Consider the following 14,814-nt stretch of genomic DNA (forward strand, 5'->3'; position numbering starts at 1 on the left):
CGCGCGCTCCACGTTGGTCGGGTGCTCCGGGTTGGTAGAGTCGACTGTTAGTCGACTGCTCTTCCAGCCGTCTGCAAAACCCCGCGCTGCGCGCGATAGTCGACTGACAGTCGACTCTACCCGGCCTGGGTCCTACCCGGCCCAGGTCCGGCCTGTTTCCGCGATCGGTGCCGGCAGTCAGTGTGCCGCCCTCACGGCACGGCGAAACCGGCCTGGCGCAGCAGCCCGCACAGCGCGATCAGCGGCAGGCCGATCAGCGCGGTCGGGTCGCGGTTGTCGATCGCTTCGAACAGGCTGATGCCCAAACCCTCGCACTTGAAGCTGCCGGCGCAGTCCAGCGGCTGTTCGGCGGCCACGTAGCGGGCGATCTCCTCCTGGCCCAGCGTGCGGAAACGGACCTCGGTCAGATCCACGGCGCTGAGTGATTCTCCGTCTCGTGTGAGACTGATTGCGGTATGGAAGCGCACCGTCTGCCCGGACATCGCCGCCAGCTGCGCGCAGGCCGCCTCGGCCGTGCCCGGCTTGCCCAGCGGCCGCCCGTTCAGGTCCGCCACCTGGTCCGAGCCGATTACCCAGGTGCCGGGGTAGCGGGCGGCGACCTCGGCCGCCTTGGCCATGGCCAGGCGCGTCGCCAGGGCCAGCGGCGTCTCACCGTTCAACGGGGTTTCATCCACCTCCGGGCGGGCGCAGTCAAAGGGCAGGCCCAGCCGCTGCAGCAGCTCGCGGCGGTAGCGGGAGGTAGAGGCCAGGACCAGTGACATGCGACAATTCCGGGGCAGGGCGCGGCAGTCTGGCCCGTGTGCAGCGCCAGCAGCAAGTCCTGTATGGCGGGCATTTGACAGCAGCCCCCCCGATCCTTAGTATTCAGCGGCTTATGTCCGCGAACGTGCCCGAATCGCTGGATGCTTGGCGGATGGTCGTAGCGCGTAGGCGCTTCGACGGCCAGGTCTTCCTGGCTGAATTGACCCGCCTGCAGGGGCTGGTCGCAGATACCGACGGTGAGTGTTCCTACTCGCTTGAATTCGGTCGCGACGAAGTCCTGCGGGTATCCTATGTGGAACTGACCATCGACACCGCGTTGCCGCTGACCTGTCAGCGCAGCATGCAGCGATTCCTGTTGCCGGTGAAGGTGACCCAGAGGCTTGGCCTGATCCGCGACGAGGACGAGGAATCGTCCCTGCCGGAGGAGTACGAGGCGTTGCTGGTGCCGGAAGACGGCCAGCTTCGTCCGCTGGACCTGGTCGAAGACGAGTTGGTGCTGGCGGTGCCGGTGGTACCGCTGTCGCCCGACGGTGAAGCAGTCGACAAGGACTGGGCACCGAGCGAAGAAGAAACGAAGAAGGCCAACCCGTTCGCGGCGTTGGCGGCATTGAAGAAACAATAGCAGCCGGATTGTCGTCGGCGGCTGCGGCGAAAGCGAAAGTGTGCTGGGCGCTGGCGTCCTGCGCGACGATACGACGAAGCAAAACGAACCGAGTTTGGAGCAATCCCATGGCTGTGCAGAAATCCCGTGTTACCCCGTCCCGCCGCGGCCAGCGCCGTTCGCATGACGCCCTGAGCGCCAAGCAGCTGTCGACCGACCCGACCACCGGCGAAGTGCATCTGCGTCACCACATCACTGCCGACGGTTTCTACCGCGGCAAGAAGGTCATCCAGACCAAGACCTCGGCCGTCGAAGAAGATTGATGTGCCGGGAAGGCCGCTGCCCCCGGGCAGCGGCCTTTGCCTTCTTTCCCGGGCGTGCCGGTGATCGGCGGCCCGCGCAACAGGAAACATGATGAGCAAGCGGATCTATTCGAGGATCGCGGGCACCGGTAGCTATTTGCCGGAAAAAGTCCTGACCAACGCCGACCTGGAAAAGATGGTCGAAACCTCGGATGAGTGGATCCAGTCGCGCACCGGAATTCGTGAACGGCACATCGCGGCCGAAGGCGAAACCACCAGCGACCTCGGCTACCAGGCCGCGTTGCGCGCACTTGAAGCGGCCGGTATCGACGCTTCGCAGCTCGACATGATCGTGGTTGGTACGACCACGCCTGACCTCATTTTCCCCTCCACCGCGTGCCTGATCCAGGCCAAGCTCGGTGTTGCGGGGTGCCCCGCCTTTGACGTAAACGCCGCCTGCTCGGGCTTCGTGTTCGCGTTGGGCGTGGCCGACAAGTTCATCCGTTCCGGCGACTGCAAGCATGTGCTGGTGATCGGCACAGAAACGCTGACCCGCATGGTCGACTGGAACGATCGCACCACCTGCGTGCTGTTCGGCGATGGCGCCGGCGCCGTCGTGCTCAAGGCCGACGAAGAAACCGGCATCCTCAGCACCCACCTGCATGCCGACGGCAGCAAGAAGGAGCTGCTGTGGAACCCGGTGGGCGTCTCGACCGGCTTCAAGGATGGCGCCAACGGTGGTGGCACCATCAACATGAAGGGCAACGACGTGTTCAAGTACGCCGTCAAGGCGCTGGACTCGGTCGTGGACGAGACCCTGGCCGCCAATGGCCTGGACAAGTCCGACCTGGATTGGCTGATTCCGCACCAGGCCAACCTGCGCATCATCGAAGCCACCGCCAAGCGCCTGGACATGTCGATGGACCAGGTGGTGGTGACTGTCGACAAGCATGGCAACACCTCGTCCGGTTCGGTGCCGCTGGCGCTGGACGCCGCGGTGCGTTCGGGCCGCGTCGAGCGTGGGCAGCTGCTGCTGCTGGAAGCCTTCGGCGGCGGCTTCACGTGGGGTTCGGCCCTGCTGCGTTATTGATAGCGCAAGTTACGACAATGTGAAGCTTGTCGTTACGGCCCCTCTGGGGCCGTAACGCGTTTATAGGAGTACCTGTCATGGTTGAGCCCATCGTCATCGAAGGGCAGCGCGCCTGGCTGAAGCAGTACGGCAAGGGAAGCCGCGCACTGGCCCTGGGCCTGCTCAATTTCGTTGCCCGCCGTTTCCATCTGGACGCCCTGCGCCCACCGCCGCACCGTGGTGGTGATGCCGCGCGCGAAACCGAAGCCCGTCGCCTGGGAGAACTGCAGGCGCAGGGCGTGAACGTGCCCGACGTGCTGGGCAGCGGCCACGCCGCGCTGGTGATCGGTGACAACGGCAGCTCGTTCAACACCTGCCTGCGCCAGGCCGACGAGGCCGGCCGCGACTGGCTGGTGATGGCCGCCATGCAGGCCATCGCAGAAGCGCATGCGCGCGGCGCCTATTTCGGCCAGCCGCTGCCGCGCAACCTCACCTGGGACGGGCAGAAGGTGGGCTTCATCGACTTCGAGGAAGATCCGCTGGAAGTGATGGATCTGGCCGAAGCGCAGGCCCGCGACTGGCTGATGTTCGGCTACGGCGTGGCCAAGTACTACGCCGACCGCCCCGAGCAGCTGCAGGCGATGATGGCCGAGGCGATGGGCGATGCCCAGGCGCCGGTGCGCGAGCATGTGCATGCGGTCAGCGGCCGCCTGCGCAGCCTGGCCCGGGTGTGCATGAAACTGGGCCGTTCAGCGCGCGCGCTGGCCCATTCGATCTTCATCGCCCATGGCGCCAGCACGGCGGGCGTGCTGATGCTGGTGGGCCTGTGCGCGGATTTCCTCGCCGACGGCGACCTGGACGTGCTGCAGCTGTTCTGCTGATGGCGGGTTCGCGCTGCGATAGAGTCGACTGTTAGTCGACTTCCGCGCGCAGCGCGGGTTTTCAGGGGCCGATCGAGGGGCAGTCGACTAACAATCGACTCTAGCTGGGCGGGGACACCGCACCGGATGCCGGGTTGTTCCGCGGCCGCGCTCCATACGCCTGCATACGCGCACGTACAGACGACACAGCGGATTCGCCCTTATCATGGCCCGCTTCGATTGCAACAAGCGGATGACCGCGTGACCGTATCCACCCTCGCTTTTGTCTTCCCCGGCCAGGGCTCGCAGTCTGTGGGCATGGTGGCCGAGCTGGCCGAACTGCACCCGCAGGTGCGTGAAGCCTTCACCGAGGCATCCGATGGTGCCGGCGTCGACCTGTGGGCGCTGTCCCAGGGTGGCCCGGAGGAAATGCTCAACCGTACCGAATACACCCAGCCGGCCCTGCTGGCCGCAAGCATCGGCGTGTGGCGCGCGTGGAACGCCGTGGGCGGTCCGCGCCCGTCGGTGCTGGCCGGTCACAGCCTGGGCGAGTACACCGCCCTGGTTGCCGCTGGCGCGCTGAGCCTGCATGACGGCGCCCACCTGGTGCGCCTGCGCGGCCAGCTGATGCAGGAAGCCGCACCCGCCGGTGTCGGCGCCATGGCCGCCGTGCTCGGCGCCGAAGACCAGCTGGTGCTGGACGTCTGCGCCGAAGCCGCAGGCAGCCAGGTGGTGGTGCCGGCCAACTTCAATTCACCGGGCCAGATCGTGATCGGTGGCGACGCCGATGCGGTCGACCGCGCGCTGGCGCTGCTGGCCGAGAAGGGCGTGCGCAAGGCGGTCAAGCTGGCCGTGAGCGTGCCCTCGCACACCCCGCTGATGCGCGAAGCCGCCAACCGCCTGGCCGAAGTGATGGCCGGCCTGTCCTGGCAGGCGCCGCAGCTGCCGGTGGTGCAGAACGTCGATGCCAAGGTGCACGAGGGCGTGGACGCGATCCGGACCGCGCTGGTGCAGCAGCTGTACCAGCCGGTGCAGTGGACCGGTTGCGTGCAGGCTCTGGCCGGCCGTGGCATCGCCCAGATCGCCGAGTGCGGCCCGGGCAAGGTGCTGACCGGCCTGGTCAAGCGCATCGACAAGGCCATCGACGGCCGTTCACTGGCCACGCCGGGCGACTTCGAAGCCGCCCGCGAGGCATGGTCGGCCTGACTCCCCCTGTTTCTGCCGACCGTACCGGTGGCCGCTGCACGCGGCACGGGTGCGGCGGCCGCCCCAGCCTGAGGAAAACATCATGAGCAAGCCCCTGCAGGGTGAAATCGCACTGGTCACCGGTGCCAGCCGTGGCATTGGTGCCGCCATTGCCGATCTGCTGGCCGCCCAGGGCGCCACCGTCATCGGCACCGCCACCACCGAATCCGGTGCCGCCGCCATCGGCGAGCGCCTGGCTGCCCACGGCGGTCACGGCCGTGCACTGAACGTGACCGACGCTGCCGCGCTGGACAGCGTGCTGGACGGCATCGCCAAGGAGTTCGGCCCGATCTCGATCCTGGTCAACAACGCCGGCATCACCCGCGACAACCTGCTGATGCGCATGAAGGACGAGGACTGGGCGTCGATCATCGACACCAACCTGACCAGCGTGTTCCGCACCAGCAAGGCGGTCATGCGCGGCATGATGAAGGCGCGCAAGGGCCGCATCATCAACATCGCATCGGTGGTGGGCGTGACCGGCAATGCCGGCCAGGCCAACTACGCGGCCGCCAAGGCAGGCATCATCGGCTTCAGCAAGTCGCTGGCCAAGGAAATCGGTTCGCGCGGTGTCACCGTCAATGTGGTCGCTCCCGGCTTCATCGACACCGACATGACCAAGGCGTTGCCGGAAGAAGCGCGTACCGCGCTGATCAACGACATCGCCCTCGAACGCCTGGGTTCGCCGGAGGACATCGCCCATGCGGTGGCCTTCCTGGCCAGCCCGTCTGCCGGTTACATCACCGGCGAAACCCTCCATGTGAACGGTGGCATGTACATGCCGTAAGCAAGGGGCGCAGGGATTGCGCCGCAAGTGGTTGATCTGCTGGGGTTTTTGCTGCGATGCAAGGCCGCGCCGGTTTCCACTACACTATCCCACGGCCATCGCCTTTGATGGCGACCACTTTTGAACCACAACTCCATCTGGAGCGAGATCCCATGAGCACCATCGAAGAACGCGTCAAGAAAATCGTCGTCGAACAGCTTGGCGTCAAGGAAGAAGAAGTCACCAACAGCGCATCGTTCGTCGATGACCTGGGCGCTGACTCGCTGGACACCGTCGAGCTGGTGATGGCCCTGGAAGAAGAATTCGAGTGCGAGATCCCGGACGAAGAAGCCGAGAAGATCAGCACCGTGCAGGCCGCCATCGACTACGTCAAGGCCCACGTCAAGGCCTGATGTCAGACGGCAGTGCGCGCGCGGGTCATCCTCGCCGCGCACCGCACCCCATGGGGCCGCTGTTGCGGCCCCGTGTGTTTGAGCATCACATCGAAGCAAACCGAGTTGCCCGTAGAAACCATCCGGGTCAGGAGAAACAGCAATGAAGCGTCGCGTCGTCGTAACCGGCCTGGGTATCGTCTCGCCGTTGGGCAATGATCTGGCCAGCAGCTGGGAAGGCATCACCCACGGTCGTTCGGGCATCGGTCCGCTGACCAACGTTGCTGATGCCTACGTGGATCGGTTCACCACCAAGATTGCAGGTGAGGTCAAGGGATTCGACATCACCGCCGACAATGAACTGTTCGGCAAATTCCGGGTCAGCGGCAAGGATGCCAAGAAGATGGACCCGTTCATCCATTACGGCCTCGGTGCCTCGTTCATGGCCCTGCATGATTCGGGCCTGGAGATCACCGACGCCAATGCAGAGCGCATCGGCGCCATCGTCGGCGCCGGCATCGGCGGCCTGCTCGGCATCGAAGAGCAGACCATCGAGTTCCACGAGGGCAAGAAGATCTCGCCCTTCTACGTACCGAAGACCATCATCAACATGCTGCCGGGCCAGCTGAGCATCATCACCGGCCTGAAGGGTCCGTCGTTCTCGGCGGTCTCGGCGTGCGCGACCTCGAACCACTCGATCGGTACCGCGATGCGCATGATCCAGTACGGCGATGCTGACGTGATGGTGGTCGGCGGTGCCGAGCGTGGCTCGTCGCCGACCGCGCTGGGCGGCTTCTGCGCGATGAAGGCCATGAGCACCCGCAACGATGCCCCGGAACAGGCCTCGCGCCCGTGGGACAAGGACCGTGACGGCTTCGTGCTGGGCGACGGCGCCGGTATCCTGATCCTGGAAGAGTACGAGCACGCCAAGGCACGTGGCGCGAAGATCTACTGCGAACTGGCCGGCTTCGGCGCCAGCTCCGACGCGTACCACATGACCGCGCCGAGCGAGAACGGCGAAGGCGCCGCGCGCTGCATGGTCATGGCCATGAAGGACGCCGGCGTGACCCCGGAGCAGGTGGGTTACCTCAACGCGCACGGCACCTCCACGCCGCTGGGCGACCTGGGCGAGACCATGGCGATGAAGACCGCCTTCGGCGACCACGCCTACAAGATGATGGTCAGCTCCACCAAGTCGATGACCGGCCACCTGCTGGGCGCTGCCGGCGGCGTGGAAGCGATCTTCTCGGTGATGGCGCTGCAGGACAACGTCATTCCGCCGACCATCAACCTGCAGCAGCCGGGCGAAGGTTGCGACCTGGACTACGTGCCGAACGAAGCACGCCAGGCCAAGGTGGACGTGGTGATGTCCAATGGCTTCGGCTTCGGCGGCACCAACGGCACGCTGATCTTCAAGCGCGTCTGACCGGTGTTGCGACGCCGCGCCTCGCTCGACGTCGCATTGGTAGAGTCGACTGTCAGTCGACTGCCTTTCGATCCGCCGCGGTGATCGTTGATGGGAAAGCAGTCGACTGACAGTCGACTCTACCCATCGGCAATCCGACAAACGGATCAACGCCGTGCACCACGGAGCCGCCGCAAGGCGGCTTCCGTGCATCTGAATTCCCGAACTGGCTGCCATGACCCACGCACCGCTGATCCACCCGCTGCCGCACCCGATCGATCTGCTGGCCCTGCAGCAGCACGACCCGGCGCGCTTCCCGCTGCTGATGGAATCCACCGCCTCGGGCACCGCCCAGGGCCGCTGGAGCCTGCTGCTGGTCGCGCAGGGCGATGGCCTGCGGCTGGATGCCGACGGCCAGGTGCGCGACCAGCACGACCTGGTGCAGCCCGGCACGTTCCTGCAGGCACTGGATCGCGCCTGGCAGCATGAGCGCCTGCCGCATGACGGCAGCCACAGCCTGCCGTTCCGCGGCGGCTGGGCGTTGATGCTCGATTACGAAGTGGCCAGCCAGATCGAACCAGTGCTGCCGGCGCGTGCTCGCGGGGACGGTCGCCCGACCGCGCTGGCGCTGCGCTGCCCGGCCGCGGTGCTGCATGACCACCACAACGATGCCAGCTTCGTCATCGCCGAAGCCGGCGAGCAGGCGTTGCTGGATGCGCTGGTGGCACTGGCCTCGGCCGCGCTGCCCGAAGCCGGGCAGGGCTGGCAGCCACCGCAGGCGGTCGGCGAGGACGCGCCGCAGCGTTTCACTGATGGCGTGCGCCGGGTGATCGAGTACCTGCGCGCCGGCGACGTGTTCCAGGTGAACCTGTCGCGGCGCTGGAACGCGCAGTTCGCTGCGCCGGTCAGCCCGCAGGCGCTGTACGCACAGCTGCGTCGCGCCAACCCGGCGCCGTTTGCCGGCCTGTTCAGCGCGCACGGCCGCCATGTGGTCAGTTCCTCGCCGGAGCGGCTGGTGTCGGTGCACGCCGGCCATGCGCAGACCCGTCCGATTGCCGGTACCCGTCCACGCTTCGAAGGCGACGACGATGCCGCGCGCATCCAGGAGCTGGTCGGCCACCCCAAGGAGCGTGCCGAGCACGTGATGCTGATCGACCTGGAGCGCAACGACCTGGGCCGCATCTGCCTGCCGGGCACCGTGGTGGTCGATGAGCTGATGACCGTGGAGAGCTACGCGCACGTGCACCACATCGTCAGCAACGTCAGCGGCCATCTGCGCCCAGAGGTCACGCCCGGCGAGGTGATCGCCGCCACGTTCCCGGGTGGCACCATCACCGGCTGCCCAAAGGTGCGCTGCATGCAGATCATCAGCGAGCTGGAGCAGGTGCCGCGTGGTGCCTACACCGGCGCGTTCGGCTGGCTGAACCGCGATGGCGACCTGGACCTGAACATCCTGATCCGTACCGCCGAAGTGGATGGCCACGAGGTGAGCTTCCGCACCGGCGCCGGCATCGTGGTCGATTCGGACCCGGACAAGGAGCTGGACGAGACCCGCGCCAAGGCCCGCGGCCTGCTGCGCGCACTGGGCCAGCAGGGGTAGTGCCGGTAGGTGTCATTGCTGTGGTGGGTGCCGACCTTGGTCGGCACGGATGCCGCCATGGCCGTTCATCCACGCATGGCGTGGATCTACCGGTCGCCGCGCCGGGCAGGGGTGTTGGTGGGTGTCGACCGTTGGTCGGCACTGGGTGTGTGGCTCTGGTCATGACCCCACATCACCGGCACGGTATCCTGCACGACGGAATCGAGTTCAGAGGTAGTCCATGGCGGGAGCCAAGCGCGGGTGTCTGTTCGTGGTAACGCTGGTGGTGGTGCTGGCCGCCGTCGTGGCCGGTGCGGGCGCGTGGTTCTTCTACCAGCAGACCCGCTTCGCCGATGCCCCGATCACCCCCACCGCCGAAAGCGTGGTCATCGCCAGCGGCGATGGCATGAACAGCGTGCTGCGCAAGCTGCGCGATGCAGGTGTGGATGAAGGCCAGGACACCCAGTGGCAGCTGCTGGCGCGCCAGCTTGATGCCGCCGGCAAGCTGAAGGTGGGCGAGTACGCGCTCAGTGGCGAGCTGACCCCGCGCGAGCTGCTGCTGCGCATGCGCGCCGGCAAGGTGCTGCAGCACCGCGTCACCATCGTCGAGGGCTGGAATATCCGCCAGCTGCGCGCCGCGCTCAAGCGCGCCGAGCCGCTGCTGCACACCACCGACAATCTTGATGATGCCGCGCTGATGCAGCGCCTCGGCTTCGGTGGCCAGCATCCGGAAGGCCGCTTCCTGCCGGAGACCTATGTCTACCAGCGTGGCGACAGCGATCTGGACGTGCTCAAGCGCGCCCATGCCGCAATGGAAAAGGCGCTGGACGAAGCGTGGGAAAGCCGCGCGCCGGACCTGCCGATCAACACGCCCTACGAACTGCTGACGATGGCCTCGATCATCGAGAAGGAAACTGCGCTGGCCAGCGAACGCCCGCAGATTGCCGGCGTGTTCATGCGCCGCCTGAAGATCGGCATGCGCCTGCAGACCGACCCGACCGTGATCTACGGCCTCGGTGCCGCGTATGACGGCAACATCCGCCGTCGCGACCTGACCACCGATACGCCGTACAACACCTATACCCGTGCCGGCCTGACCCCGACCCCGATCGCGATGCCCAGCCGCGACGCGCTGATGGCGGCCGCGCAACCCGCGGCGGGCGACGCGCTGTACTTCGTCGCCGTGGGCGATGGCAGCGGCGCGCACGTGTTCTCGCCCAGCCTGGACCAGCACAACGCCGCAGTCGCCCGCTACCTGCAGCAGCTGCGCCAGCAACGTACCCAGGAGACCCCGGCGCAATGAGTCCCGCGCTGCTTCGCCACCCGCGTTTCGTCAGCCTGGAAGGCGGCGAGGGCGCGGGCAAGACCACCGCCATCAATGCCATCCGTGACTGCCTGCGCAGCCACGGTCATGAGGTGGTACTGACCCGCGAGCCGGGCGGTACGCCGCTGGCCGAGCGCATCCGCGGCCTGGTGCTGAAGCCCGATGCCGAGATCGCCGCCGAACCGCTCAGCGCCGAAGCCGAGCTGTTGCTGGTGTTCGCCGCGCGCGCGCAGCATGTGCGCCAGGTGATCCAACCGGCACTGCAGCGCGGTGCTTACGTGCTGAGTGATCGCTTCACCGATTCCAGCTACGCCTACCAGGGCGGTGGCCGTGGCCTCGACCCGCAGTGGATTGCCGATCTGGAGCGCCGCGCGGTGGGCCTGCTGCCGGGCCTGACCCTGCTGCTGGACGTGGACGTGGCGGTGGGCCGCGCGCGCGCCAATGGCCGTGACCTGTGGCCGGACCGCATCGAAAGCGAGCAGGATGATTTCTTCCAGCGCGTGCGCGAAGTGTTCCGCAGCCGCGCACAGCAGGACCCGCAGCGCTTCGCGTTGATCGACGCCGGCCAGGAGCAGGCGCGCGTGGCCGCTGATGTGGTCGCATGTGTCGAGCGCTGGCTGCAGGACGGGGAGGGCGCATGAGCACGTTCTCGCCATGGCAGCAGCGCGCGTTCGACCAGACCGTGGCCGCGCTCGATGCCGGTCGCCTCGGCCATGGCCTGCTGATCTGCGGGCCGGCCGGGCTGGGCAAGCGTGAGGTGGCGCTGGCATTGGCCGACCACGTGCTGGCGCGCGGTGATGCCGCGCATGCCACGCGCACGCGCCAGCTGATCACCGCCGGTACCCATCCGGACCTGCAGCTGGTCAGCTTCATTCCAAACAAGAGCGGCGACAAGCTGCGCACCGAGATCGTCATCGAGCAGGTGCGTGAGATCACCGACAAGCTGGCGCTGACCCCGCAGTACGGCGTGGCGCAGGTGGTGATCGTGGACCCGGCCGATGCGATCAACCGCTCGGCGGCCAACGCGCTGCTGAAGACGCTGGAAGAGCCGCAGCCCGGCCGCTACCTGTGGCTGATCAGCAGCGACCCGGCGCGCCTGCCGCAGACCATCCGCAGCCGTTGCCAGCGCCTGGAATTCAAGCTGCCGCCGCAGCACGAAGCGCTGGCCTGGCTGCAGCAGCAGGGCCACAGCGAAGCATCGGCGCGCGAAGCGCTGGAGGCCGCCCGCGGCCATCCCGGCCAGGCCGACAACTGGCTGCGCGAAGACGGCCTGAGCCTGCGCCGCGAAGTCGGTCGAGATCTGGAACAGCTGGCCGCCGGCAAGACCGGCGCGGTGGAGCTGGCGCAGAAGTGGTGTGGTGACGACAACGCGGCGCTGCGCCTGCGCTTTGCCGCCGATCTGGCGCTGGCCCAGGCCAGCACCGATGCCTTGACCACGCCGGAGCGATTGCACAAGCTTGCAGCCTGGTTCGATGCGGCCAACCGCACCCGCGACCTGCTGCGCACCACGGTGCGTGCAGACCTTGCGGTGGTCGAGTTGCTGCTGGCCTGGAACAAGGTGAACGAGCGGCCTGCCGCAAGGGGAAATCGATGAGTGCCAGCAACGCCCGCCAGGGCATCCTGTCCCTGGCCGTGAAGGACAAAGCCGCGCTGTACAGCGCGTACATGCCGTTCGTGAAGAACGGCGGCATCTTCGTGCCCACGCCCAAGCGCTACTTCCTGGGCGACGAGGTGTTCCTGCTGCTGACCCTGCCCGATTCCAGCGAGCGCCTGCCGGTGGCCGGCAAGGTGATCTGGGTGACCCCGGCCGGCGCGCAGGGTAACCGCACCGCCGGCATCGGCGTGCAGCTCGCCGACGGTGCCGAAGGCGAGGGCGTGCGCCACAAGATCGAGACCCTGCTGGCCGGGCTTACCGGCTCGGACAAGCCGACCCACACGATGTGAGGCCGTTAGCGCCGGGCCATGCGGCTGCATGCCTCGAAACGCCCGTGAACACGAATGTGAAAAAGTGTTGACGGCCTCTGAAAAGCCCCTATAATGAGCGGCTCAGCAACACACCGGGCGGTTAGCTCAGCGGTAGAGCATTGCCTTCACACGGCAAGGGTCACAGGTTCGATCCCTGTACCGCCCACCATGTTGCAGAACGAAAGAAGCCTCCAGAAATGGGGGCTTTTTTGTTGCCTGACCATCAGCGCGGCTTTCCGGCATCGTTGGCAGCGCGACTCACCGGCTCCCTCAACCGCGCGAGGCGCTCGGGGGACGCACTTCACCGATGCGGGCACAGGATTCCATCCATGCGCTGTTCCGTGGTTCACGGCCGGCGTACTCTCAAGGCAGTGCCGTGCCCCCATTCCCTGGAGTGCCACCATGCCGCTCGCCCGCATCGATCTTCGCAAAGGTAAATCCGCCGACTACCTGCAACGTGTCGGCGAAGCCATCTACCAGGCCATGCGCGCGGTGGGCGTGCCGGAGAACGACCGCTTCCAGATCTTCCAGCAGCACGACGCCGGCACGCTGATCTACGACCCCGGCTATCTGGGCGTGGACCGCACCGACGATTTCATCTGCATCCAGATCACCTGGAACGAAGGGCGTACGCTGGAGCAGAAGAAGGCGTTGTACGCCGGCATCGCCGATGGACTGCACGCGGCGGTGGGCATCCGCCGCGAGGATGTGTTCATCAATCTTGTTGAAGTAAAGAAGGAGAACTGGTCCTTCGGTAATGGCGTGGCGCAGTACGTGAGTTGATGCGCGGAAAGCACCACGCATGGCGTGAATCTACACTTCGCTGCCGACCTGTTCGCCTTCGCTGGCCGGGGCATTGCTGGCCGCTTTTACTGCGTCGGCGCTGTTGTGTTGTTCGCATTCGATCCGCGTGACATAGCCCTCGCTGCCGATGCTGTGCTCGGCACGCTTGACCAGCCACTGCCCATCCACGCCCTCGCGGAACCCCTGCATCACCACGGTGGCTTCGGCCATCAGTGTTTCGCGGCCGGGCAGGGTGTAGCTGAGCGTCCGCGTCTGCCGTGCCTGTTCGCGATGCTTGGCGCGCGCCGCCGCTTCTGCGCTCTCCCGGTCGACATAGGCCATGCGCAGGCGCATGATCGGTTCACCGCTGCCGACCTTCACTTCCTGGCGCTTGGCACTGCGCACGTCGCGGTAGTACGCAATGGTGGTACCGGCATCTTCGCGTGCGGCAAGGGTTACCCGGTAGTCGCTGCCATCGGCCGGGGTGAGGGTGACATCGGGAATGCGCTCGCCGCTGGCGCTGGTGGATTCGCCCCGCTTCACGAACACCAGGCGCCCGCCTCCGGGCTTGGCGATGGCATCGTGCTGTTTGGCCAGGCGCAGCAGCAGGTTCATGTCCGACTCCTGCGACTGCACCGTCAGCGGCAGCACGATGGTCGCCAGCGATGCGCTCACCGCTGCGTTCAGCCCATGCTCGCCGGCCATGCGTCGCACCATGTCGCCGATCGTGGTGCCCTTCTTCCAGGTGCGTGTCTTCTGCGTCTGCAGGTCGCTCTTGCCCCCCTTGCTGGTCTCGAACGGTGCCGCGCGGGCGCGCAGCGTCATGCTGCCGGGAAAGCCGGAGATCTCCACCTCGTCGCAGATGTACAGGCCTACGCGCCGCACTTCGCCGTCATAGCCGATGAAGGCCTCCAGTTCCGCGCCAACCGGTGGCAGCTGGATCGGATCGGACGGATCGTGGTCGGCCAGCTGCAGTTCCAGCGTGTCGGACGTGTTGCCGGTCTCGTCGGTGATGCGCAGCGACTTGAAGCGCGCCATGATCTTGTCGGTGATGTCCTGGCTGTTGGCCACCACGCGGAAGGCCGGTGTGATGTTCAATCCCACAGGGCGACTCCCTTGCGCTCGCTGGCCGGGCGCTGCACCTCCGGCAGGGTGATCGCTACGCCGGCAGGCAGTACCGGGCCGCGTGCGGCCAGGCCCGGGTTGGCATCGAACACCGCGCGCAGGATGGCCGGTGACTGCTCGCCATAATGCGCGTACGCGATACGGTCTACGACGTCGCCGTCGCGGGTGCTATACGTTCGTGCCATTGCTGTGCTTCCGCAGTGAAAGGGTGAATTCCTGTTTCAGGATCGCGCTGTCGGCGGTGAACTCGCTGGCGGTGGCATCGATCTTCTCGATGACCCACAGGCCCAGGTTGCCGCCCTTGCCGGTCAGCAGTCGATGAGGCGTGCCCTGCGCGGCCAGCTTGCGCAGCTGTGAGAGCTCATTGCCGGCGCCGCGGAACTGGTAGTAGATGACGCCCGGCAGGGTCATGCTGGCTGAGCCCGGTCCGGTGTACTGCAGGGCCGCCATCTGGCCGATGCGGTCCTGCGCCTGCCAGCGATACTCGTTGGATTGCTGGATCTCCCGGAAGACCGCGGTGTTGAGGCTGAACTTGAAGCCGCCCAGCATCAGCAGGACCGGGGCGTTGCCGGAGTCATTGGCTTTGAACTGCGACAGCAGCTTGTCCACAGTGCCGGTTACGAATTCGCGTTTCAT

The 14,814-nt window shown here is 66.5% G+C and carries 18 protein-coding genes and 1 tRNA gene; 15 read left to right on the forward strand and 4 right to left on the reverse strand.

Features of this window, described 5'->3' with window-relative positions; all coding sequences use genetic code 11:
* Positions 1-191: 191 nt before the first annotated feature.
* Positions 192-761: a Maf family protein gene (locus ACZK29_RS04655; protein WP_111204528.1), complete on the reverse strand. Its 570-nt coding sequence runs from the start codon at positions 759-761 to the stop codon at positions 192-194.
* Between the two features lie 113 nt (positions 762-874).
* Between ACZK29_RS04655 and ACZK29_RS04660 the strand changes: the two genes are divergently transcribed.
* The 15 genes from ACZK29_RS04660 (at position 875) to ACZK29_RS04730 (ending at position 13,053) form a co-directional block, all read left to right on the forward strand.
* Complete coding sequence (locus ACZK29_RS04660; protein WP_478446723.1) at positions 875-1,384, forward strand: YceD family protein; 510 nt, start codon at positions 875-877, stop codon at positions 1,382-1,384.
* 107 nt (positions 1,385-1,491) lie between these two features.
* A complete protein-coding gene (gene rpmF, locus ACZK29_RS04665; protein WP_005408308.1) occupies positions 1,492-1,686 on the forward strand; it encodes a 50S ribosomal protein L32 in 195 nt (64 codons plus the stop codon).
* A gap of 91 nt (positions 1,687-1,777) precedes the next feature.
* On the forward strand, positions 1,778-2,755 hold the full coding sequence (locus ACZK29_RS04670; RefSeq protein WP_099553840.1) for a beta-ketoacyl-ACP synthase III: 978 nt from the start codon (positions 1,778-1,780) through the stop codon (positions 2,753-2,755).
* Positions 2,756-2,832: 77 nt separating this feature from the next.
* The gene (locus ACZK29_RS04675) at positions 2,833-3,615 is read left to right on the forward strand and encodes a BUD32 family EKC/KEOPS complex subunit (RefSeq protein ID WP_478446724.1); all 783 of its coding nucleotides are present in this window, start codon (positions 2,833-2,835) and stop codon (positions 3,613-3,615) included.
* Between the two features lie 240 nt (positions 3,616-3,855).
* Entirely contained in the window at positions 3,856-4,800 is a 945-nt protein-coding gene (gene fabD / locus ACZK29_RS04680) for an ACP S-malonyltransferase (protein WP_049430187.1), read from the forward strand.
* Between the two features lie 82 nt (positions 4,801-4,882).
* Positions 4,883-5,626, forward strand: coding sequence for a 3-oxoacyl-ACP reductase FabG (fabG, locus tag ACZK29_RS04685; protein ID WP_478446725.1), 744 nt, complete (start codon positions 4,883-4,885; stop codon positions 5,624-5,626).
* Positions 5,627-5,778: 152 nt separating this feature from the next.
* Positions 5,779-6,018 (forward strand): acyl carrier protein, encoded by a 240-nt coding sequence (acpP, locus tag ACZK29_RS04690; RefSeq protein WP_005408313.1) that lies wholly within the window; start codon positions 5,779-5,781, stop codon positions 6,016-6,018.
* 142 nt (positions 6,019-6,160) lie between these two features.
* Complete coding sequence (gene fabF, locus ACZK29_RS04695; RefSeq protein ID WP_005412446.1) at positions 6,161-7,423, forward strand: beta-ketoacyl-ACP synthase II; 1,263 nt, start codon at positions 6,161-6,163, stop codon at positions 7,421-7,423.
* Positions 7,424-7,637: 214 nt separating this feature from the next.
* On the forward strand, positions 7,638-9,002 hold the full coding sequence (locus ACZK29_RS04700) for an aminodeoxychorismate synthase component I (protein WP_111204525.1): 1,365 nt from the start codon (positions 7,638-7,640) through the stop codon (positions 9,000-9,002).
* A 220-nt stretch (positions 9,003-9,222) separates the two neighbouring features.
* Positions 9,223-10,284 carry an endolytic transglycosylase MltG gene (gene mltG / locus ACZK29_RS04705; protein WP_065177973.1) on the forward strand — a complete coding sequence of 354 codons (1,062 nt, stop codon included), beginning with the start codon at positions 9,223-9,225 and terminating at the stop codon, positions 10,282-10,284.
* Positions 10,281-10,946, forward strand: coding sequence for a dTMP kinase (gene tmk / locus ACZK29_RS04710; protein ID WP_099605028.1), 666 nt, complete (start codon positions 10,281-10,283; stop codon positions 10,944-10,946). Before mltG ends, tmk begins: the two co-directional genes overlap by 4 nt.
* On the forward strand, positions 10,943-11,899 hold the full coding sequence (locus tag ACZK29_RS04715) for a DNA polymerase III subunit delta' (protein ID WP_012479293.1): 957 nt from the start codon (positions 10,943-10,945) through the stop codon (positions 11,897-11,899). Before tmk ends, ACZK29_RS04715 begins: the two co-directional genes overlap by 4 nt.
* Positions 11,896-12,249: a PilZ domain-containing protein gene (locus ACZK29_RS04720; RefSeq protein WP_005412452.1), complete on the forward strand. Its 354-nt coding sequence runs from the start codon at positions 11,896-11,898 to the stop codon at positions 12,247-12,249. Before ACZK29_RS04715 ends, ACZK29_RS04720 begins: the two co-directional genes overlap by 4 nt.
* 115 nt (positions 12,250-12,364) lie before the next feature.
* Positions 12,365-12,439: transfer RNA gene (locus tag ACZK29_RS04725), tRNA-Val, on the forward strand.
* Between the two features lie 233 nt (positions 12,440-12,672).
* Complete coding sequence (locus ACZK29_RS04730) at positions 12,673-13,053, forward strand: tautomerase family protein (RefSeq protein ID WP_005408320.1); 381 nt, start codon at positions 12,673-12,675, stop codon at positions 13,051-13,053.
* Positions 13,054-13,083: 30 nt separating this feature from the next.
* On the opposite strand, the gene ACZK29_RS04735 is transcribed toward ACZK29_RS04730, so the two are convergent.
* From ACZK29_RS04735 to ACZK29_RS04745, 3 genes are read right to left on the reverse strand one after another with little or no spacing between them, the layout of a single operon-like run.
* Positions 13,084-14,157: a phage late control D family protein gene (locus tag ACZK29_RS04735; protein ID WP_478446726.1), complete on the reverse strand. Its 1,074-nt coding sequence runs from the start codon at positions 14,155-14,157 to the stop codon at positions 13,084-13,086.
* Entirely contained in the window at positions 14,148-14,363 is a 216-nt protein-coding gene (locus ACZK29_RS04740; protein WP_005408322.1) for a tail protein X, read from the reverse strand. Before ACZK29_RS04740 ends, ACZK29_RS04735 begins: the two co-directional genes overlap by 10 nt.
* Positions 14,347-14,814: a phage tail protein gene (locus tag ACZK29_RS04745; protein ID WP_005408323.1), complete on the reverse strand. Its 468-nt coding sequence runs from the start codon at positions 14,812-14,814 to the stop codon at positions 14,347-14,349. The genes ACZK29_RS04740 and ACZK29_RS04745 overlap by 17 nt, the downstream gene beginning before the upstream one ends.

The organism is Stenotrophomonas sp. 89682_Sma, assembly GCF_056481405.1.

Bases quoted from the DNA above. Each gene is read 5' to 3' on its own strand.
- ACZK29_RS04655 (WP_111204528.1), bottom strand. From the start codon at position 761: ATGTCACTGGTCCTGGCCTCTACCTCCCGCTACCGCCGCGAGCTGCTG.
- ACZK29_RS04660 (WP_478446723.1), top strand. From the start codon at position 875: ATGTCCGCGAACGTGCCCGAATCGCTGGATGCTTGGCGGATGGTCGTA.
- rpmF (WP_005408308.1), top strand. From the start codon at position 1,492: ATGGCTGTGCAGAAATCCCGTGTTACCCCGTCCCGCCGCGGCCAGCGC.
- ACZK29_RS04670 (WP_099553840.1), top strand. From the start codon at position 1,778: ATGAGCAAGCGGATCTATTCGAGGATCGCGGGCACCGGTAGCTATTTG.
- ACZK29_RS04675 (WP_478446724.1), top strand. From the start codon at position 2,833: ATGGTTGAGCCCATCGTCATCGAAGGGCAGCGCGCCTGGCTGAAGCAG.
- fabG (WP_478446725.1), top strand. From the start codon at position 4,883: ATGAGCAAGCCCCTGCAGGGTGAAATCGCACTGGTCACCGGTGCCAGC.
- acpP (WP_005408313.1), top strand. From the start codon at position 5,779: ATGAGCACCATCGAAGAACGCGTCAAGAAAATCGTCGTCGAACAGCTT.
- fabF (WP_005412446.1), top strand. From the start codon at position 6,161: ATGAAGCGTCGCGTCGTCGTAACCGGCCTGGGTATCGTCTCGCCGTTG.
- ACZK29_RS04700 (WP_111204525.1), top strand. From the start codon at position 7,638: ATGACCCACGCACCGCTGATCCACCCGCTGCCGCACCCGATCGATCTG.
- mltG (WP_065177973.1), top strand. From the start codon at position 9,223: ATGGCGGGAGCCAAGCGCGGGTGTCTGTTCGTGGTAACGCTGGTGGTG.
- tmk (WP_099605028.1), top strand. From the start codon at position 10,281: ATGAGTCCCGCGCTGCTTCGCCACCCGCGTTTCGTCAGCCTGGAAGGC.
- ACZK29_RS04715 (WP_012479293.1), top strand. From the start codon at position 10,943: ATGAGCACGTTCTCGCCATGGCAGCAGCGCGCGTTCGACCAGACCGTG.
- ACZK29_RS04720 (WP_005412452.1), top strand. From the start codon at position 11,896: ATGAGTGCCAGCAACGCCCGCCAGGGCATCCTGTCCCTGGCCGTGAAG.
- ACZK29_RS04730 (WP_005408320.1), top strand. From the start codon at position 12,673: ATGCCGCTCGCCCGCATCGATCTTCGCAAAGGTAAATCCGCCGACTAC.
- ACZK29_RS04740 (WP_005408322.1), bottom strand. From the start codon at position 14,363: ATGGCACGAACGTATAGCACCCGCGACGGCGACGTCGTAGACCGTATC.
- ACZK29_RS04745 (WP_005408323.1), bottom strand. From the start codon at position 14,814: ATGAAACGCGAATTCGTAACCGGCACTGTGGACAAGCTGCTGTCGCAG.